This window comes from Brevibacterium sp. W7.2, from assembly GCF_018137945.1.
Classification (GTDB): Bacteria; Actinomycetota; Actinomycetes; order Actinomycetales; family Brevibacteriaceae; genus Brevibacterium; species Brevibacterium sanguinis.
In genome coordinates this window covers 2,759,332-2,777,549 of sequence record NZ_CP073089.1, presented here as the reverse complement: position 1 = coordinate 2,777,549, position 18,218 = coordinate 2,759,332, and the positions used below count along the sequence as shown (strand labels likewise).

17 protein-coding genes and 1 tRNA gene are annotated in these 18,218 nt (G+C 68.2%); 15 read left to right on the top strand and 3 right to left on the bottom strand.

What is annotated here, in order from left to right; genetic code table 11:
- Positions 1 to 20 precede the first annotated feature (20 nt).
- The 14 genes from J9315_RS12530 to J9315_RS12465 all read left to right on the top strand — a co-directional run bounded on the left by J9315_RS12530 (position 21) and on the right by J9315_RS12465 (position 15,024).
- Entirely contained in the window at positions 21 to 1,622 is a 1,602-nt protein-coding gene (locus J9315_RS12530) for a metallophosphoesterase (RefSeq protein ID WP_211977985.1), read from the top strand.
- Positions 1,623 to 1,732: 110 nt separating this feature from the next.
- Positions 1,733 to 1,805, top strand: a tRNA-Trp gene (locus J9315_RS12525).
- Positions 1,806 to 1,910: 105 nt separating this feature from the next.
- Positions 1,911 to 2,189, top strand: coding sequence for a preprotein translocase subunit SecE (gene secE, locus J9315_RS12520; protein WP_140955542.1), 279 nt, complete (start codon positions 1,911 to 1,913; stop codon positions 2,187 to 2,189).
- A gap of 90 nt (positions 2,190 to 2,279) precedes the next feature.
- Positions 2,280 to 3,173 carry a transcription termination/antitermination protein NusG gene (gene nusG / locus J9315_RS12515; protein ID WP_211977984.1) on the top strand — a complete coding sequence of 298 codons (894 nt, stop codon included), beginning with the start codon at positions 2,280 to 2,282 and terminating at the stop codon, positions 3,171 to 3,173.
- 225 nt (positions 3,174 to 3,398) lie between these two features.
- A complete protein-coding gene (gene rplK / locus J9315_RS12510) occupies positions 3,399 to 3,836 on the top strand; it encodes a 50S ribosomal protein L11 (RefSeq protein ID WP_009379129.1) in 438 nt (145 codons plus the stop codon).
- A gap of 89 nt (positions 3,837 to 3,925) precedes the next feature.
- Positions 3,926 to 4,621: a 50S ribosomal protein L1 gene (rplA, locus tag J9315_RS12505; RefSeq protein WP_137826928.1), complete on the top strand. Its 696-nt coding sequence runs from the start codon at positions 3,926 to 3,928 to the stop codon at positions 4,619 to 4,621.
- A gap of 255 nt (positions 4,622 to 4,876) precedes the next feature.
- A complete protein-coding gene (locus tag J9315_RS12500) occupies positions 4,877 to 6,151 on the top strand; it encodes a helix-turn-helix domain-containing protein (protein ID WP_211977983.1) in 1,275 nt (424 codons plus the stop codon).
- 101 nt (positions 6,152 to 6,252) lie between these two features.
- Positions 6,253 to 7,776, top strand: coding sequence for an aldehyde dehydrogenase (adh, locus tag J9315_RS12495; protein ID WP_137826927.1), 1,524 nt, complete (start codon positions 6,253 to 6,255; stop codon positions 7,774 to 7,776).
- A 641-nt stretch (positions 7,777 to 8,417) separates the two neighbouring features.
- Entirely contained in the window at positions 8,418 to 9,437 is a 1,020-nt protein-coding gene (gene adhP, locus J9315_RS12490) for an alcohol dehydrogenase AdhP (RefSeq protein WP_198500913.1), read from the top strand.
- A 1,055-nt stretch (positions 9,438 to 10,492) separates the two neighbouring features.
- Positions 10,493 to 11,026 (top strand): 50S ribosomal protein L10, encoded by a 534-nt coding sequence (rplJ, locus tag J9315_RS12485; protein ID WP_137826094.1) that lies wholly within the window; start codon positions 10,493 to 10,495, stop codon positions 11,024 to 11,026.
- A 57-nt stretch (positions 11,027 to 11,083) separates the two neighbouring features.
- Positions 11,084 to 11,470: a 50S ribosomal protein L7/L12 gene (gene rplL / locus J9315_RS12480; RefSeq protein WP_137826095.1), complete on the top strand. Its 387-nt coding sequence runs from the start codon at positions 11,084 to 11,086 to the stop codon at positions 11,468 to 11,470.
- A gap of 274 nt (positions 11,471 to 11,744) precedes the next feature.
- A complete protein-coding gene (locus tag J9315_RS12475) occupies positions 11,745 to 12,995 on the top strand; it encodes a hypothetical protein (RefSeq protein WP_211977982.1) in 1,251 nt (416 codons plus the stop codon).
- Positions 12,992 to 13,864: a hypothetical protein gene (locus J9315_RS12470; protein ID WP_211977981.1), complete on the top strand. Its 873-nt coding sequence runs from the start codon at positions 12,992 to 12,994 to the stop codon at positions 13,862 to 13,864. The genes J9315_RS12475 and J9315_RS12470 overlap by 4 nt, the downstream gene beginning before the upstream one ends.
- On the top strand, positions 13,861 to 15,024 hold the full coding sequence (locus J9315_RS12465; RefSeq protein WP_211977980.1) for a hypothetical protein: 1,164 nt from the start codon (positions 13,861 to 13,863) through the stop codon (positions 15,022 to 15,024). The genes J9315_RS12470 and J9315_RS12465 overlap by 4 nt, the downstream gene beginning before the upstream one ends.
- Positions 15,025 to 15,120: 96 nt before the next feature.
- On the opposite strand, the gene J9315_RS12460 is transcribed toward J9315_RS12465, so the two are convergent.
- A complete protein-coding gene (locus J9315_RS12460) occupies positions 15,121 to 16,047 on the bottom strand; it encodes an MBL fold metallo-hydrolase (RefSeq protein WP_211977979.1) in 927 nt (308 codons plus the stop codon).
- A 104-nt stretch (positions 16,048 to 16,151) separates the two neighbouring features.
- On the opposite strand from J9315_RS12460, the gene J9315_RS12455 reads away from it, so the two are divergent.
- The gene (locus J9315_RS12455; protein WP_211977978.1) at positions 16,152 to 17,276 is read left to right on the top strand and encodes a GNAT family N-acetyltransferase; all 1,125 of its coding nucleotides are present in this window, start codon (positions 16,152 to 16,154) and stop codon (positions 17,274 to 17,276) included.
- Positions 17,277 to 17,281: 5 nt separating this feature from the next.
- On the opposite strand, the gene J9315_RS12450 is transcribed toward J9315_RS12455, so the two are convergent.
- Together J9315_RS12450 and J9315_RS12445 are read right to left on the bottom strand one after the other, a co-directional pair.
- Positions 17,282 to 17,659, bottom strand: coding sequence for a hypothetical protein (locus J9315_RS12450; protein ID WP_211977977.1), 378 nt, complete (start codon positions 17,657 to 17,659; stop codon positions 17,282 to 17,284).
- The gene (locus J9315_RS12445) at positions 17,656 to 18,177 is read right to left on the bottom strand and encodes a PadR family transcriptional regulator (RefSeq protein ID WP_211977976.1); all 522 of its coding nucleotides are present in this window, start codon (positions 18,175 to 18,177) and stop codon (positions 17,656 to 17,658) included. Before J9315_RS12445 ends, J9315_RS12450 begins: the two co-directional genes overlap by 4 nt.
- Positions 18,178 to 18,218 lie beyond the last annotated feature (41 nt).

The following is an 18,218-nucleotide window of genomic DNA, read 5'->3' as shown; positions in this document are numbered from 1 at the left end:
CGCCTCCCTAGAATGGGTCCGTGTCACCCCGCCGCAAGACCTCAGCTCTCATCGTCCTCCTTGCCGTCATCGCCGCCCTCACGCTGCCCTGGGCGATCTTCTCGGCGCGGGCCGACCTCAGCTTCGGCCCCCATGAGGCGCAGTACCGGGTGACGGCGGATGCGCGGCTGACGCTCGACTTCGGGCCCTTGGGCTCCCTGCTCGTGCCCGCGGACGAGTTCCTCCCGCTCGGTCTCGGCCTGTCCGTCGACGTCGGGGAGATCCCGGTCTCCGGGGAGACTGAGGATGCCGCCTCGGCGCTGGGCACCGATGCCGCCGGCGGGGTCGGCGGGGGAGTCGTCGACGCCCTCGGCGGGGACATCGCCTCCTATGCCTCCCTCTTCTCGGCCCCGCAGACGCAGATCGATGAGATCGTCACCGGCCTGACCCGGGACATCCTCATCCGCTGGGCGCTCGCCGTCTGCCTCACCACAGGCATCCTCGTCGGGGTGACGGCGCTGCTCGGACCCGCCCGGATCGCCGCCCTCGGTCGGGCCCTGGCCGGGCGTGAGCTCATCGCCATCGGCTCCGTCGTCGTCCTCGTCCTCGGCGGTCTCAGCGCCCTCGTCCTCACCCGTCCCGCCCCGCCGCAGCCCGATCCGGCGTTCGCGGGCACTCCGCTCGCCGGCGCCGAGGTGACCGGCCGCCTCGGCGGCATCATCGATGAGGCGTTCACCGCGGTCAAGGAGTTCTCCGACGAGAACGACGCGTTCTACGACGCGGTCATCGCCGGTCTCCACGCCGGCTGGACGAACCGCCCGCTCAGCGGCGACTGGTCGGCTGCGGGCATGGTCCCACCGGCGTCGGGCAGCGCCGATGTCTCGACGTTCGTGCTCAGCTCCGACGTCCACTGCAACTACGGGATGGCGCGCGTCGTCGGCGACGTCGCACGGCTGACCGGGGCCGACGGGATCATCGACGCCGGCGATGTGACGATGACGGGCACCTCGGCGGAGAACTACTGCTTCGACGTCCTCGACGACGAACTGCCGCAGGACGTGCCGAAGATGTTCGTCAAGGGCAACCACGACTCGCAGGAGACCGCGAAGCACGCCCGCAGCCGGGGCTGGGCGGTGCTCGACGATTCGACCGCGCAGCTGGCCGGGGTGCGCTTCCTCGGCGGCCCCGACCCGCGGCGCACCGTGTTCGGCTCGGGCCCGGAGCTCGAGACGGAGCTGACCGCCGACGAGTACGCGGCGAAGCTGCGCGACGAGGCGTGCCGGACCGACTTCGACATCATGCTCGTCCACGACCCGCGCATCGCCCAGCCCGCCCTCGAGTCCGGGTGCGCCCCCTACGCCCTGAGCGGACACTGGCACCGGCAGGTGGGTCCCGAGCAGTTCGGCAGGGGAGTGCGCTACGTGAGTTCCACCACCGGCGGGGCGCTGGCGAACGCGCTGACGCCGGGTCCGCTGAAGATGGACGCCGAAGTGAGCGTCATCCGCGTCGACACTGTGACGAAGACGCCGATCGACGTCCAGACGATCACCGTCACCCCTGGTGAGGACGTGTCGATCGGCCCGTGGGTGCGCTTCCCCGCACCGCTGCCGCTCGTTGCGAGACCCGTGGCACCCGCGCCGTGAGGCGGGTGTCGGGGTGCGTGTCGGGCTCGGTTCGACGGAACCCGGTGGGAGACGGTATGCTCGTTTCTCGTGGTTGGGCACACCCTCGGATGGGGGCGTCGCCGAATCGAAGGGGTGTGGCGCAATTGGTAGCGCAACGGTCTCCAAAACCGTAGGTTGCAGGTTCGAGTCCTGTCACCCCTGCGCAGTTGACATCTGCCGCGGCTCTCAATCGCCGGGCAGGGCGCAGTCCTCGATTGGCTGAAGCAATTGTGCGATCCCCTGAAGATTCCGACCGAGTGAGGATGTGTGAGCGACACACCGGCAAAGAAGACTGGACAGGCTCCCGAGGCCACGTCCCGTCGCAAGAAGCTCGGATTCTTCGGACGAATCATCCAGTTCCTCCGCGAGGTCGTGGCGGAGCTGAAGAAGGTCGTCACCCCGACGCGCAAGCAGCTGGTCAACTACACACTCGTCGTGCTGGGATTCATCCTCGTCATGATGGTCATCGTCACGGTCCTCGACCTCGTCTTCGGCAAGCTCGTCGGGTTCGTGTTCGGCGGAACTCCGCTCTGGCCGCTGTGGTGACTCGCCGGCAGCGGCGATAACCTGGATACGATAGAACTTCTCACAATCCCCGTGCAGGGGACCACTACACGCGAAGCGAGGAATTGATCGGTGTCGGATACCAGTTCACCTGAAGAGGTCGACGCACCTGAGACCCCGGACGTCGCCGGTGAGGCGTCGACGGAGGATGTCGCCGAGGTGACCGCCGACGACGCGACGACCGCAGAGACCGACGCGACGGCTGCCGATGAGGGCGCGTCCGCCGACGAGGCTGCTTCCGCGGACGATGCCGCCGACGACTCGGCTGCCGACGACACGGACACCGCGGATGCGGACGAGTCCGCCGAGGCTGACGAGACCACCGAGGCTGCGGCCGGCGACGACGTCGACCCCGCCGAGGAGTTCAAGTCGGAGCTGCGCATGCAGGAGGGTGACTGGTACGTCATCCACTCGTACGCCGGCTACGAGAACCGCGTCAAGCAGAACCTCGAGAACCGTGCGGTGAGCCTCAACCTCGAAGACTTCATCTTCGAGTCGCAGGTGCCGATGGAAGACGTCGTCGAGATCAAGAACGGCCAGCGCAAGCAGGTCCGCCGTGTGCGCGTGCCCGGTTACGTGCTCGTCCGCATGGAGCTCACCGATGAGTCGTGGGGCGCCGTGCGCCACACCCCGGGCGTCACCGGCTTCGTCGGCAACGCCTACGATCCGGTGCCGCTGTCGATCGACGAGGTCTTCACGATGCTCGCCCCCGTCTTCGAGGAGCGTCAGGCCGAGGCCGCCGCTGCTGAGGGCCACGCCGCCGAGCAGGCCGCGAAGTCCGCTCCGATCACCGAGGTCGAGTTCGAGGTCGGCGAGTCCGTCCTCGTCAAGGAGGGCTCCTTCGAGGGTCACCCGGCGACGATCCAGGAGATCCGCCCCGACTCGCAGAAGCTCACCGTGCTGCTCTCGATCTTCGAGCGCGACGTTCCCGTCGAGCTCGGCTTCGATCAGGTCTCGAAGCTCTGACCTGAGAAACGCACTTCAGTCGCGACGGGGCCCGGTGAGAACCGGGCCCCGTCGCGTTCTGCGTCCACCCGCCCACGGTGCTGTGTTCCCGCTCACGACCATTTGCCTGGGGGAGAGCGGACATGGAATACTGGTGTGGTTTGATTGTCGTCTCTGTATCGGCGGAGGCGGCAGCGAATGATGCGCCGCTCGGCGCATGGAAACTCTCAAGATTAAGGACCGCATATGCCTCCCAAGAAAAAGGTAGCCGGCCTCGTCAAGCTCCAGATTCAGGCAGGTGCCGCCAACCCGGCGCCTCCGATCGGTCCGGCGCTTGCCCAGCACGGCGTCAACATCATGGAATTCACCAAGGCGTACAACGCTGCGACTGAATCCCAGCGCGGGAACATCGTTCCCGTCGAGATCACCGTGTACGAAGACCGTTCGTTCACCTTCGTTCTCAAGACCCCGCCCGCCGCTGAGCTCATCAAGAAGGCTGCAGGCGTGAAGTCCGGTTCGGCGACCCCGCACACCGTCAAGGTCGCTCACCTGAGCGCCGACCAGGTGCGTGAGATCTCGACGACCAAGATGCCCGACCTCAACGCCAACGACCTCGACATGGCTGACCGCATCATCGCGGGCACCGCGCGGTCGATGGGCATCACCACCGACATCGAGGTCTGAGGCTCCCCCTCGCACGGGTGAGTCACCAGACATTCCACTGTGGCAGGGCGGATGCGCCGCCCACACCACGACTGCAAGGAGAGAAGCAGATGGCAAAGCGCTCAAAGGCCTACCAGGCCGCGGCTGAGAAGATCGCCGCTGATGTGAAGTACGAACCGGCTCAGGCGATCGACCTGGCCAAGGAGACCTCGGTGTCGAAGTACGACGCCACCGTCGAGGTCGCCCTCCGCCTCGGGGTCGACCCCCGCAAGGCGGACCAGATGGTGCGCGGCACCGTCAACCTTCCGCACGGTACCGGCAAGACCGCCCGGGTCCTGGTGTTCGCCGCCGGCGACCGTGCAGAGGCAGCCCGCGAAGCAGGTGCCGACTACGTCGGTTCCGATGACCTGCTGGAGAAGGTGGCCAACGGCTTCACCGACTTCGACGCCGCGGTTGCCACCCCCGACATGATGGGCAAGGTCGGACGTCTCGGCAAGGTGCTCGGTCCCCGTGGCCTCATGCCGAACCCGAAGACCGGCACCGTGACCATGGATGTCGCCAAGGCCGTCACGGACATCAAGGGCGGAAAGATCGAGTTCCGCGTCGACAAGCACTCGAACCTCCACTTCGTCATCGGGAAGGCCTCCTTCTCCGAGCAGGCGCTGCAGGAGAACTTCGATGCCGCGATCGAGGAGATCCTCCGCCTCAAGCCGTCCTCGTCGAAGGGCCGCTACATCACCAAGGCGACGATCACCACGTCGAACGGTCCCGGCGTTCCGGTCGACGCAGCCGCGCTGCGCGCCTGATGCCGGCCGCGGACTGATCCGCGACCGACGCCTGAGTGGGGCGGGAAGTGAGACTCTCACTTCCCGCCCTTCGTCGTTCCCGCGCTTCGTCTTTCGCGCGCCGAGGCGGTGCACCGGCTGTACTCCACAGGTCATCTCGCCCCGCCCTGACCGCAGGGCCCCTCCCGCACCTTGCTCCCGGGACGGTTCGCGATAGGATTGTCCGTATCCTGGTCAACTGACTGACACCCGCCGATGGAGGTGGCACGGATCGCGATGCACTCGACACCGCTGCTGCGCGACGACTATCAGCTGATCGTGCGTCGGGCCCATGACAACCTCGCGAGTCCGGCACTGGCACCGCAGCCGGGCCTCGGCGTGCGCTCGACCGTCCTCGAATCCTGGACCCGCAGCCTCGACCGACTCCGCGATCCGGCGGGTGTGCATCCGACGGTCGCCTACGATGAGGCACAGCTGACCGAGGTCCGCCGCCGGCACCCGTTCCACTCGATCATGCCGCTGCTGCGGTCCCATCTCATCGAACCCGCCACCGAGGCGGGACTCCTCGTCGCACTCGGCGACGAACAGGGCTGCCTCCTCTGGGTCGAGGGGGAGAAGCCGGTCCGCAATCGTGCGGAGTCCATGGGCTTCGTTCCCGGGTCCGATTGGTCCGAGGACGCCATGGGCACCTCGGCGCCGGGCCTGGCGCTCCGCTCACGTTCAGCGGTGCAGATCAGCCGGGCCGAGCACTTCGCTAGCGAAGTCCACCCGTGGAGCTGCAGCGCCGTGCCGGTCACCCATCCCGTCACCGGCGAGGTCATCGGGATCATCGACGTCACCGGGGGAGACGATGCGGTCTCCGCGATCGTCCTGCCGCTGCTCAGCTCGACGGCGCAGGCCGCCTCGGCGGGACTCTCGCAGCTCTACGCCTCCGGCGACGGGACGACCGGGCCGGCTCCCGAGGCGACGACGGATGCGTTCCTCGAGGTGAGCGGTCCGACTCCGGTGATCAGCGGGACCGGCGGGCAGCGCATCGACCTGTCGAAGCGCCACGCGGAGATCCTCCTCCTGCTCCACCGCCACCCCACCGGCCTGACGAACGCGGAGCTCGCCGATCGGCTGTGGCCCCTCGGCGGCAGCGACGTCACGGTGCGGGCGGAGATCGCACGGCTGCGCAAGACGATCAGCCGCCTCGGCGACATCGAGGTCCTGGGTCGGCCCTACCGGATCCGGGGACGACTCGACAGCGACGTCGAGCGCACTCATCGGGCGCTGGCCGCCGGCGACGCCGAGACCGCGCTGTGCGCGTACCGGGGCGCGGTGCTGCCGGAGTCGGAGGCACCGGGGGTGCGGGAGATCAGTGCCGAACTCGATGTCCTGCTGCGGGAGACGCTGCTGACCGACGGGACCTGGCAGCAGCTGTGGCGCTACGCTGCGATGCCGCACGCCCAGGCCGACACCGAGGTGCTCATGGCCGTCCTCCGACTTGCGCCGCCCGATGCGCCTGAGCGCACGGCGGCTGTCGTCAGGCTCGAATCCCTCGGGCACTGACCGGCCGGACGACGATGCAACTGTGATGCAACGTTGCCGCCGGTAGCGTGAAGTCCAATCGGAGAGACCTCTCCCGAGGACATCGCAGCAAAGGAGTTGCCATGACTGTGTACGCCCGGCCCGGCGAGGACGGATCCCTCGTCACCTTCAAGCCCCGTTACGAGAACTTCATCGGCGGGGAGTGGGTGGCCCCGACGAACGGAAACTACTTCGAGAACCCCACCCCGGTGACGGGCCAGCCCTTCACCGAGGTGCCGGCGAGCACCGCCGAGGACATCGAACTCGCCCTCGACGCCGCCCACGCCGCCGCACCGGCCTGGGGGAAGACCTCGCCGACGGAGCGGTCGAACATCCTGCTGAAGATCGCCGATCGGATGGAGGAGAACCTCGAGATGCTCGCGGTCGCGGAGACCTGGGACAACGGCAAGGCCGTGCGGGAGACGCTCAACGCCGACCTGCCGCTGGCCGTCGATCACTTCCGCTACTTCGCGGCGGCCATCCGGGCGCAGGAGGGCGGGATCTCCGAGATCGACGAGGACACCGTCGCCTACCACTACCATGAGCCGCTCGGCGTCGTCGGCCAGATCATTCCGTGGAACTTCCCCATCCTCATGGGCACGTGGAAGCTCGCCCCGGCGCTTGCGGCCGGCAACGCCGTCGTCCTCAAGCCGGCCGAGCAGACTCCCGCGTCGATCCTCGTGCTCATGGAGCTCATCGGCGATCTGCTGCCGCCCGGCGTCGTCAACGTCGTCAACGGCTTCGGGCTGGAGGCGGGCAAGCCGCTGGCGTCGAACAAGCGGATCTCGAAGATCGCGTTCACCGGTGAGACGACGACCGGTCGCCTCATCATGCAGTACGCCTCGCAGAACATCATCCCCGTCACCCTCGAACTCGGCGGCAAGAGCCCGAACATCTTCTTCGCCGACGTCATGAGCTCCGACGACGCGTACTGGAACAAGGTGCAGGAGGGCTTCACGATGTTCGCCCTCAACCAGGGCGAGGTCTGCACGTGCCCGTCGCGCGCGCTCGTCCAGGAGTCGATCGCGCCGGAGTTCCTCGAAGCCGTCGTCAAGCGGACCGAGAAGATCATCCAGGGCAACCCGCTCGACACCGACACGATGATGGGCGCGCAAGCGTCGAACGATCAGCTCGAGAAGATCGTGTCCTACCTCGACATCGGCAAGCAGGAGGGCGCCGAGGTGCTCATCGGCGGAGAGCGGGCCGAACTCGACGGCGACCTCTCCGGCGGGTACTACGTGCAGCCGACGATCTTCAAGGGCGACAACGGCATGCGGATCTTCCAGGAGGAGATCTTCGGACCGGTCGTGTCGGTGACGACGTTCAGCGACTACGACGATGCGATCAGCATCGCCAACGACACGCTCTACGGCCTCGGCGCGGGCGTGTGGAGTCGCTACGGCAACACGACCTACCGGGCCGGACGGGACATCCAGGCCGGCCGCGTGTGGGTGAACAACTACCACGCGTATCCCGCGCATGCGGCGTTCGGCGGGTACAAGGCCTCGGGCATCGGGCGTGAGAACCACAAGATGATGCTCGACCACTACCAGCAGACGAAGAACCTGCTCGTCAGCTACTCGGACGAGGCCCTCGGCTTCTTCTGAGGGCTCGCCTCGAGCACCCGAACCCGTCCCGCGCGCAGCGCACCGACCCAGCTGCGCGCGGGGCACCCAAACCCCCTCGAGTCCCGGCGCTCACCCCAGCCGGAGGCGGCACCTGAACCGGACGATCCCTGCGATCCCGATGGTCTCTGCTATCACGGTGATCTCAGCGATCGACCCGCGAGGCCACCCCCACCTCGGCGCGATCTGTTCCCACCCGCCCCGGCTCCGGCAGCACGAGCACACCTTGTCACTTCGAACAGCACGGCGAGCCCAGGGCTGCCCACCCTGCTGCCCCCAGCCCCGGACGGTCCCGGCCACCCAGACCACGGCCCTCCGGACCATCCCGACCACGTTGCCCTCGGCCTCGAACACACCCGCCCCTCTGCCCGACCATCCCTCCGGCCCCGACCACCCAGGCCACGCCCTCCCAGATCACCCCGGCCTCACGCCCCTCTCACCCGGACGACCCCGACCACCCAGGCCACGCGATTCGCTCCGTGGCCCCAGCCTCACACCCCACCCCTCGCTGACGTGCTCCACGCCAGCCCCGCCTCGGCGATGCCCCTGTGCTCCCGCGGCGCCTCAAGCCAAACCCCGGCACCACCTATCACCGCATGACCATCACAACGAAGGAGTCGATGATGTCGGAAATGAAAGCAGCAGTCGTCGAAGGATTCGGCGAGGATCTCGTCGTCGGAGACAACACGATCCCCGAGCCCGGGCCCGGCCAGGCGCTCGTCAAGCTCATCGCCTCGGGCGTGTGCCATACCGACCTCCACGCCGCACATGGCGACTGGCCGATCAAGCCGCAGCTCCCGCTCATCCCCGGCCACGAAGGGGTCGGGATCGTTGAGAAGGTCGGCGAGGGCGTCACCGAGGTCGAGGTCGGCCAGATGGTCGGCAACGCCTGGCTGTGGAGTGCGTGCGGCGTCTGCGAGTTCTGCCGGCAGGGCTGGGAGACGCTGTGCGAGTCCCAGGTCAACGGCGGGTACGGCATCGACGGGTCGTTCGGGGAGTACATGCTCGTCGACGAGAAGTTCGCCGCGGTCATCCCCGACGGCGCCGACCCCTATGAGATCGCCCCGGTCCTCTGCGCCGGCGTCACCGTCTACAAAGGACTCAAGCGCACCGAGGTCAAGCCCGGTCAGTGGGTCGTCATCTCCGGCATCGGCGGACTCGGGCACATCGCCGTGCAGTACGCCGTCGCCATGGGCATGCGCGTCGTCGCCGTCGACGTCGCCGACGACAAGCTCGCACTGGCGAAGAAGCACGGTGCGGAGATCACCGTCAACGCGTTCGCCGAGGACCCTGCCGAGGTGATCCAGGAGAAGATCGGCGGCAGCCACGGAGTGCTCGTCACCGCCGTCCATCCGGCGGCGTTCGGCCAGGCGATCGGGATGACCCGCCGAGGCGGCACGATCGTCTTCAACGGCCTGCCGCCCGGCGACTTCCCGGCCCCGATCTTCGACATCGTGCTCAAGGGCCTGACGATCCGCGGCTCGATCGTCGGTACTCGCCAGGACATGGTCGAAGCTCTCGAGTTCTATGCCGCCGGGAAGATCCACCCGACGTACACGAAGCGCCCGCTCGAGGACATCAACGCGATCTTCGACGAGATGATCCACGCGAAGATCGACGGTCGCGTCGTCATCGAGTTCTGACCCGCCGAGGCGGTTCCGCCGCGGCGACGTTCGCGTTCGGTGGGCGAACGCTCGTGCTCGGTGAGGCGGGCATTTCGTCCGCCGAGGCGTGAGTCCCGCGTGCCGGAGCGCGAGTCCGCTCGTGGAGGCGTCGGTGCCGCGGGCCGGAGCGTTGATTTCTCCCGCCGCGGTGTCCCCAATCAGCCGTGGCCCCGTTGTCAGTGACGGGGCCACGGTTCTTCTGCGCATTTCTTCCTGCAGGCGGCTGCACTTCGCGCGGCCGACTGCGCAGCGGCCCGACACCAAGCGGGTCCTCGCTCCACCGGGCCGGCAGCCCCACGCGCCGGGCAGTTTGCGCCAGTTGGGTCTGAGATGGCCAAGGCAGCCTTGGCCATCTCAGACCCAACTGGCGCAAACCACTGGTCAGTCTGATCGGTGCGCGGTGCCTGCCACTGGTTGGGCTCACTTCGGTATCCAGGGCTCAGGTATTGAACTGAGCCCTCCGGCCCAGGGTGAGCCGGTTCACGGGCAAGAGCCGGTCGACTGCCTCGAGTGGGCACACGGTGACAGAGCACCACCTCGGCGAGAGCACATCTTGACCGAGCACCACCTCGGCGAGGACCGCGGTGCCCACCCACCACCTCGGCGAGGGCCGCGGGGCCCACCCGCCACCTCGGCGACCGACGCAATCCGGAACCGCGTAATGCAGTACTGGCCCGGGCAGCACTCCGCGGAACCGGACAGCGCCGCGCGGCCCTGGCGCGCAGTGCGGGGGAGGGAGCGGAACTGTGACCAGGCTCTCCGCGGTGGCGAACGATCTCGATTGGACGGGGCGCGGTCGACCTCGGTAAGCTGGAACCACCGAAGACCGTCGGTCTCTGTGGGAAATCAAGAATCCGCCATCGGATGATTGTGCTCGCAGACGAAGACTCCGCAAGGAGTGACCCTCGCAGGTGAGCCAGAGATCCTTCTGAAGTGAGAACCCCGTTCTCAGCCTCGAAGCGTTTCGCGCCTATCTGCGTGGAGCGCTTTTTTCGTTGTCAGGACCAGACCGGCGCCTGTACGAAAGGAATACCATGGCGAGGCCAGACAAGGCAGCCGCAGTCGAGGAGCTCAAGCAGCAGTTTGAGAACTCCGACGCTGTATTGCTGACCGAGTACCGCGGTCTCACCGTCGCGCAGATGAAAGAACTGCGCGTCTCTCTTGGTGAGAACGTCAGCTACGCCGTGGTAAAGAATACGCTGACCAAGATTGCAGCCAAGGAAGCCGGCATCGCCGGTCTCGATGAGCTCCTCAACGGGCCCACCGCGATCGCGTTCGTCAACGGCGAACCGCCTGAGGCTGCCAAGGCTCTGCGTAACTTTGCCAAGGCGAATTCTCAGCTCGTCATCAAGGGTGGCTACTTCGACGGTGCCGCCCTGACCGCTGAGAATGTCAACCAGCTCGCCGACCTCGAATCCCGCGAAGTGCTGCTTGCAAAGGCAGCCGGTGCCATGAAGGCAAGCCTCCACCAGGCGGCTTACCTCTTCACCGCTCCGCTGGTCAAGGCCGCGCGCACCGTCGATGCTCTCCGCGAGAAGCAGGACTCCGCTCCTGCCGAAGACGCCTGAGCACCACCCCACAAACCCGGTCACCGCAGGTGACCACCACAGGAAGGATTGGCCACCATGGCTAAGCTCACCGCAGACGAGCTCATCGAAGCTTTCAAGGAGCTCACCCTCATCGAGCTCTCCGACTTCGTCAAGAAGTTCGAAGAGGAATTCGACGTCGAGGCTGCTGCCCCGGCCGCTGTCGCCGTTGCCGCTCCGGCAGCCGGTGGCGGAGAAGCCGCTGCTGAAGAGAAGACCGAATTCGACGTCATCCTCGAATCGGCCGGCGAGAAGAAGGTCCCCGTCATCAAGGAAGTTCGCGGGATCACCTCCCTCGGACTGAAGGAAGCCAAGGACCTCGTCGACAGCGCTCCCAAGGCTGTCCTCGAAGGCGCTTCGAAGGAAGACGCCGACAAGGCCAAGGAAGTCCTCGAGGCTGCCGGCGCCACCGTCACCATCAAGTGACTTCTCTCGCGGCAGTCTGACTGACCGCGGATCGCAGAACCCCGCAACCGGCAACGGCTGCGGGGTTCTTCGCGTCCTCTCAGCCGTCGCGCACGCCCGCCGCACCGCAGCCGCCCGGGTCGCAGCCGCGGACGCAGAGTGTCGATGTCGAGAACGCAAATCGACATTCTCCGACCGGAAGTCGCCCGGCCCGGCCCTCGCACCGAGGCGATGGTGCCGATCCGCTACAACCCGACCGGCCCATTGCGGTCGGCCAGACCATAGAGTTGAGACCATGACGACGACCGACCGCCTTGCGAGGCAGCTGCGCGACCGGATCCGCACAGCCTGGGAAGCCGGTCCGCTGTTCATCGACCCCATCGTCGTTCCCGGCCTCACCGCCCGCCAGCGCGCATCCCTCGAAGCCGCCGTCGCCACCGCCGAGGAGTCGGGCATCCCGGTCTACGTCGCCGTCACTCCTCCGGCCTGGCTCGGAGCAGAGGAGGCCTGGTCGCGCTTCACCGCCGATCTCGCGTACTCGATGTTCGAGGGTTCGAACGCGGAGCAGGCCATCGTCGTCTTCGCAGAGACCGACGGCGGCGCGCGGCTGCTGTCCTACCTCGTCGACGACAACGGTCCGGCCGTCCCGCCCGGCATCGACGAGCTGCCCCGCTCGACCACCGACGATTTCCTGCCCCTCGAGCTTGCGGTGCCGTACCACCTCGAGATCCTCGTCGCTGCGGCCACCGGCGCACCTCCGCCTCCGCCTCTCGACTTCGATCCGGCGGACGCCGGGGAAGGCGGCAGCCGCGACTACATCGAGGCCACGGGACTCGACGATGCCAGTCCCGACACTCTGGTCCTCGCCGCTTCGGGTCTCGCCGCCCTGGGGCTGACCGCGTGGGTGCTCTCGCGGCGGGAGAAGTACGCATGGAAATCGCAGCGGACCACCGGACCTGAACTCGTGCGCCGACACAATCTCGTCACGGCCGTCGAGAAGTCGCAGGCGGAACTCCCCGTCCCGAAGTCCACCGGTGATGAGGTCTGGGCCCTGCGTGATCGCGGTCTCCGCATCCAGGAGGCGATCGCCGCGATCGTCGCCGCGCATCCCGACTGGGCTGCGCACCCCGACCATTCCCATCGGCAGGCAATCTTCGCCCTCACCCGCTCGGACAAGTGGGTGCGTTCGATGCTCGGTCGCTCCACGCTGCCGGACCCAGGAGAAGCTGACGAGAGGAAGTCCTGTTACTTCTTCCCGGCCCATGCCAAACCGGTGAGCAGCTATGCGATGAGGCAGGCCGGCACCGTGCTCACGGTCAATGCGTGCGCGACCTGCATCGCCGACCTCGAGGCCGGACACGATCCCGTCTGCCTCATGGTGCCGAAGGACCCGAAGTCATCGCGGTCCCGCGCAGTGCCGTATTTCCAGCGCGACGACGCCTATGCGACCTCCGGCTTCGGCAGCTTCGTCGACCTCGAGGTCGCGGTCCTCGATTACGGGGTGCCGGGAGCTGCGAAGCGGGCGACGGCGGAGGACCGGACATGATGTCGAAGAGCGCACCCCGGAACCACTCCCGGACGAAGGGCCGGACGCCCCTCACCGTGCGGCTGGCCGCGGCGATCGTCGTCTTCGCCGCCGTGACCGTCGGCGCCGCACTCGTCAGCGCTTCCCTCTTCGACGATGCGAAGCAGGAGCGCATCGCCGTCGAGGACAGCGGGGAGATCGTCGTCGACTCCGTCTATTCCGACCGCATCGCCAGCGGTCTCGACGCCGACTACGATCGCACCCCCTACCAGCAGATCGCGTCCGGATTCGCCGAGGATCCCGTCTATGTCGACGACTACGCGGCTTGGTCAGTCGCCGATGCGAACCTCGAGGCGATCCGCTCCGAGGTCGACGGCCTCGACGATCCGATCTTCGTCGCGTTCCTCACGACCTCCGACCTCGACGCCACCGACGGTGACCTCGATCTCGCCGCCGCCAGGATCAGCCGTGAGCTGCCGACGCAGACGGGCACGGTGCTCACCTTCGACGGCATCCTCGAGGGCAGCGCGGAGAAGGGCATCGATCGGGAGGCCTACTGGAACCGGCCGGACATCTCCTCCGACGAGACCGTCTCCGGCGCCGCCCTCGCATGGGTGCGCGAGCTCAAGACCGTCACCCCCGAGGAGCCGTACACCGACACGGAGTACGTCGCCGACCCCGGGGACGAGCAGGACCCCCGTGACCTCGCCTACCACCCCGGGTCCGCGATCGCCGGAGCGACCATCGGTCTGGTCCTCGGCGCGGGAGTGGCCGCCGTCGCCGTGCCGCTCATCGTCTGGACCCGACGTCGCTGGGAAGGCGGTCCGTCGTCGGGGCCGACGAAACGCAACGGCGACCGGTCGCGAGCCAAAGAAGGGAGCAGGCGATGAGCACCCCACCCCAGCAGATCGCCGAGGCGCTCAAGTCCGATCCGTTCTGGATCGATCCGGCCCTCGCCGATACCCTCAACCCGACGCTCATCGACAAGGCGAAGGCGACCGTCGACGGACTCGACTTCCCCGTCTACGTCATCGCCGTCGATGTCCACCGCGTCGATCGCGAGCTGCTCGAGCAGATCAAGGTGTTCCACGGCGGTGAAGGAGCATACGTGATGATCAACGGCACCGACGATCTCGCCGTCGACGAGACGTTCGCCGACACGGGGGAGAAGCTCGAGGTCATGGACCAGAACCTCAACGCCTCCGACGACTGGAACGTCTCCACCCCGTCGACGACGAAGCTCAACGTCCTCCTCGGCTACTATGCCGACCCGCAGGAGCGCCCCGACACCGAGGCGGGCACCGGGCAGGACGTGCCCGGAACCGAGGTCATCGACGACAGCGGATCCGGGTCGTTCGCGCCGCTCTTCCTCGGCGCGGCGATCCTCGTCCTCGCGCTCGTCATCGCCGGTGTGTGGCTGGCGAAGTCAGCGCGAGAGCGCAAGCAGGACCGCGAGCGGGAGCATGCCTTCACACTGCCGTCCCGGCTCCTCAACCGCGTCGATTCCCTCCAGCGCAGCTCGCTGCGGGACTCCATCGGCGGCGAGACTGCTGAGCTCGCCGAGTCGCTCGGCCGCCTGCAGACCGCCGACCTCGATGCAGCTGGCGCCGACCGGGTCGAGCGGGCCCTCGACGCCTACCAGATGGCCCGCCGCATCGTCGATGACGAGGCTGCGACGCGTCTCGACCTCGCCGGTGCGATGGTCCTCATCCGGCAGGCCGGACATGAGATCGCCGAGGCGAGTCGCAGTCCGAGAAAGCGCGGGGCCCGCAGGTCGACCGTGCCGCAGAGCCTGTGCACGATCAATCCGCTCCACGGCGAAGCGCAGACGACGTCGCGCGTCGACGCCGACGGGCAGAGCGTGCGGGTTCCCGTGTGCCGGGCGTGCGGTGACGACCTGCGCGCCGGCCGCGAACTCCGCTGGATCTTCGACGGCGACACACCCTACGTCGAGGGGAACAGCGTGTGGGCGCGCACGCTCTTCGGTGCGATCGGCGGCGATCTCGTCACCGCCCTCCACCGCGAGCGCCCCGACCTCGACGGGGGCTAGCTTCCCCGAAGTTCCGGACGCGGAGTGTCGATTCGAGCGAGCAACATCGACACTCTGCGTCCGGAAATCGCTGTGGCTCCGCCGCCTCGCCGCGGCTCAGGTCTGGGGGAGCGTCGTCTCCCTGGGGATCGTGCGGTCATGGTCACCGGGCATCGCACGGGAGGGCAGGGTCACCTCGGCGTCGGGTCCGTGCTCATGCTCACGCTCCTGGGCCCCATCCCAGGCGTCCTCATCGTCGGCGCCGAAGCCTCCGGTCGCCAGATCGGCACCCTCGGCCGGCTCATCGGCTCCTGGGCTCTGATTCGGCACCGACGCGAGCCGGAAGCCGTCGAGGTCGGCGACCTGCCGCTCGACGAACGCCCGGTCGACCGGAACCCCGTGTCCGGGGACGAAGACCGTCGCCTGCGGGAACGCGAGGAGGGCGTGGAGGCTCTCGACCCAGTGGCTCAGCGACGCGTCGCTGCCGGCCTGTGGGGGAGCGCCCTCCTCGATGAGGTCGCCGGTGAAGACGACGCCGGCCTCGGGGAGGCTGACGACGACGTCGGCCGTGGAGTGTCCGCCGAGCACGGAGAGTTCGACGGGGGCATCGCCGAGGTCGAGCGTCGTGGGCGTCTCACCCGCCTCGGCGATGGGGGTGACCTCGACGAGGAGGTCGCCGGGATCCTCGGGCAGCTCCCGGGCGAACGCGGCGGTGTCGGGATTCGACCGCAGCGCGTCGAGGGCGATCCACGTGCTCGCGGCCTGGTCCGCGGCGAACGCGGGGGAGGCGAAGACCCGGTCGATGCCGGCGTCGACGAGGGCCGCCGCACCGAGGTAGTGGTCCCAGTGATCGTGGGTGATGACGAGGTCGATGGGATTGGCGACGCCGTTGGCCTCGCGGCTGATCTCGGCCGCACGCGCGGCAAGCGCACCTGCCGCAGTGGGGCCGGGGCCGGCGTCGACGATGAGACTGCGATCGGTGCCGGTGATGATCCCGCAGTTGACGGCGGCCGGGTCGAACGTGAGCACGGTGATGGTCGTCATGGGCACAGTCTAGGACCGGTCGGACGCCGCGGACGGGAGGCGGTGGAATAGGATCGCTGATGCGGGGCAGCGTCCCCGCTCACCGACCACGGACAAGGAGATCGATGGAGATCACCCGCATCCTCGCAGGAACCCTGCCCGCTGAGCGGATCGACGCGACCGTCGCCGAGGTGGTCGCCTTCGACCGGATCATCAACGCCGACTCCGGGATGGGTGAGGATTTCAATCCGCTGCCCGCCGAGGTGCGGAAGCGACTGACCCAGCCGACCGACTACACGACGAACGAGTTCTGGCTCGGCCGCCTCGGCGGGCGGATCGTCGCGAAGGGCATCGCCTACCTCGATCTCAAGGACAACCTCAACGGCGCGGAGATCCATGTCTCCGTCCACCCCGAGCACCGGCGGCGGGGACTCGGCGGCGAGCTCCTCGCCGTCATCGAGGCGGATCTGCGCGCGGACGGGCGGACCCGCCTGACGAGCTTCAACGAGGTTCCCGCGACCGTGGTCGCAGCGGATCTTCGGGGTGCGCGGGTCGCCGCGGCCTCCGGGACCGGAGCGCTTCCGTCGGACCTGGCCGATGTCGCCTTCGCCCGCGCTCATGGATACTCGCTGCGGCAGATCGAGAGGTGCGCGATCGCCCGACTCCGGCCACCGGAGCATGACGCCGCCGAACCCGACGACGGCTATGAGATCCTCACCTGGTCGGGGCCGGTGCCCGAGGAGCACCTCGACGCGCTCGCCGTCGTCCATCGCGCGATGTCGACGGACACTCCGGGGGCCGCCGACCTCGAAGAGGAGGAGTTCTGGGACGCCGAGCGCGTCCGTGCACTCGATCGGCAGCGCGCGGACGCGGGCGAGCGGATCCACACCGCACTCGCCGTGCGTCGCCCCGGCCGGCACGACGGCGGCCCCACCGGCCACGGGGAGTCCCCGGAGTACGAGGTCGCAGGCTACACCGAGGCGGCCCACTTCGACGACCGCCCCGCCGTCGCCTCGCAGGGCGGGACCCTCGTGCTGCGCGACCACCGCGGGCACGGGCTCGGGGCGAGGCTCAAGCGGGCCAACCATGGACAGCTGCTGCGGTCGAGTCCGGTCGAGCGCGTCTACACGTGGAATGCCGTGGAGAACGCCTGGATGCTCGCGATCAATGACCTCGCCGGCTTCGAGACCTTCGCGTGGACCGGAGTGTGGAAGAAGGAGCCGCCGGCGACCGCCTCGGCGGGGGAGTGAGGCCGTCACCGGCCGAGCGCGATGACGAGGACGGCCACAGTGAGCACCGCTCCGGTCGGCACCATCGTCGAGCGTTCGGCCCGGCTGCCGGAGACCACGTTGGCCACCGTGCTCAGGGCGAGCACTCCGACGAGCACCCACGTCGCAACGATGACGACAGCGGAGTCCCGGCCGGGCAGCACGCCCGTGCGGCTGAGCAGCAGGGCGGCGAAGACCGCGTAGGCGGCGAGAGTCGCGAGACTCGAGAGCCGCAACCGGGTCGGCAGCACGCGTTCTCGCCCGCCCCACAGCAGACTGCCGACGGGCAGCCCCGCCGCCCCGAGGATCTGGAGGACTGCGAGGGCGGCGAGCAGCACCAGGGCGGTGATCAGGGCGAGGGTCACGATTGCCCCAGGTCGTCGAGCCACTGCACTGCCAGGGCGTGGGAGCGCAGTCCGTAGTCGAGGGTGGCCCTTTCGAAGCGATGGTTCTCCCGCGCCGCATCCGTCACCTCGGCGACATCGAGGTCAGCGGCGAGGACTGTCAGCGCCGCCGCATCGGCGTCGAGCCGCGTGCGGATCTCCCCGAGGCATGCCGCGCGCTCGGTCTCCGGCAGCCGGCCGAGCAGGTAGACCTTCGCGAGCATGGTCTGCTCCGGATTCGACCCGGTGGGTGGTTCGCCCATCCATTCCCGCCAGCGTGTCCGCCCGGCGGCCGTGAGCGAGTAGAGCCGACGCCCGCGCGCCGAATCGGGGACGTCGTCGACCGTGACCCAACCGCTGTCGCGAGCGCGGTCGAGGGCCCGCTGGATGCCGCCGAAGCTCGCGGCGTAGAACAGCGAGATTCCGCGGGAGAACCTCCTGTGGAGGTCGTAGAGGGTGCGCGGTCCGTCGTGGAGGAGTCCGAGAAGGAGGAACACCATGACCCGAATGTACCCTTGAGGGATATCGATGTCACGGGTGG

Coding starts and splice junctions, on each gene's coding strand:
- rplK (WP_009379129.1), top strand. CDS start 3,399: ATGCCTCCCAAGAAAAAGGTAGCCGGCCTCGTCAAGCTCCAGATTCAG.
- rplA (WP_137826928.1), top strand. CDS start 3,926: ATGGCAAAGCGCTCAAAGGCCTACCAGGCCGCGGCTGAGAAGATCGCC.
- J9315_RS12500 (WP_211977983.1), top strand. CDS start 4,877: ATGCACTCGACACCGCTGCTGCGCGACGACTATCAGCTGATCGTGCGT.
- adh (WP_137826927.1), top strand. CDS start 6,253: ATGACTGTGTACGCCCGGCCCGGCGAGGACGGATCCCTCGTCACCTTC.
- adhP (WP_198500913.1), top strand. CDS start 8,418: ATGTCGGAAATGAAAGCAGCAGTCGTCGAAGGATTCGGCGAGGATCTC.
- rplJ (WP_137826094.1), top strand. CDS start 10,493: ATGGCGAGGCCAGACAAGGCAGCCGCAGTCGAGGAGCTCAAGCAGCAG.
- rplL (WP_137826095.1), top strand. CDS start 11,084: ATGGCTAAGCTCACCGCAGACGAGCTCATCGAAGCTTTCAAGGAGCTC.
- J9315_RS12475 (WP_211977982.1), top strand. CDS start 11,745: ATGACGACGACCGACCGCCTTGCGAGGCAGCTGCGCGACCGGATCCGC.
- J9315_RS12470 (WP_211977981.1), top strand. CDS start 12,992: ATGATGTCGAAGAGCGCACCCCGGAACCACTCCCGGACGAAGGGCCGG.
- J9315_RS12465 (WP_211977980.1), top strand. CDS start 13,861: ATGAGCACCCCACCCCAGCAGATCGCCGAGGCGCTCAAGTCCGATCCG.
- J9315_RS12460 (WP_211977979.1), bottom strand. CDS start 16,047: ATGACGACCATCACCGTGCTCACGTTCGACCCGGCCGCCGTCAACTGC.
- J9315_RS12455 (WP_211977978.1), top strand. CDS start 16,152: ATGGAGATCACCCGCATCCTCGCAGGAACCCTGCCCGCTGAGCGGATC.
- J9315_RS12445 (WP_211977976.1), bottom strand. CDS start 18,177: ATGGTGTTCCTCCTTCTCGGACTCCTCCACGACGGACCGCGCACCCTC.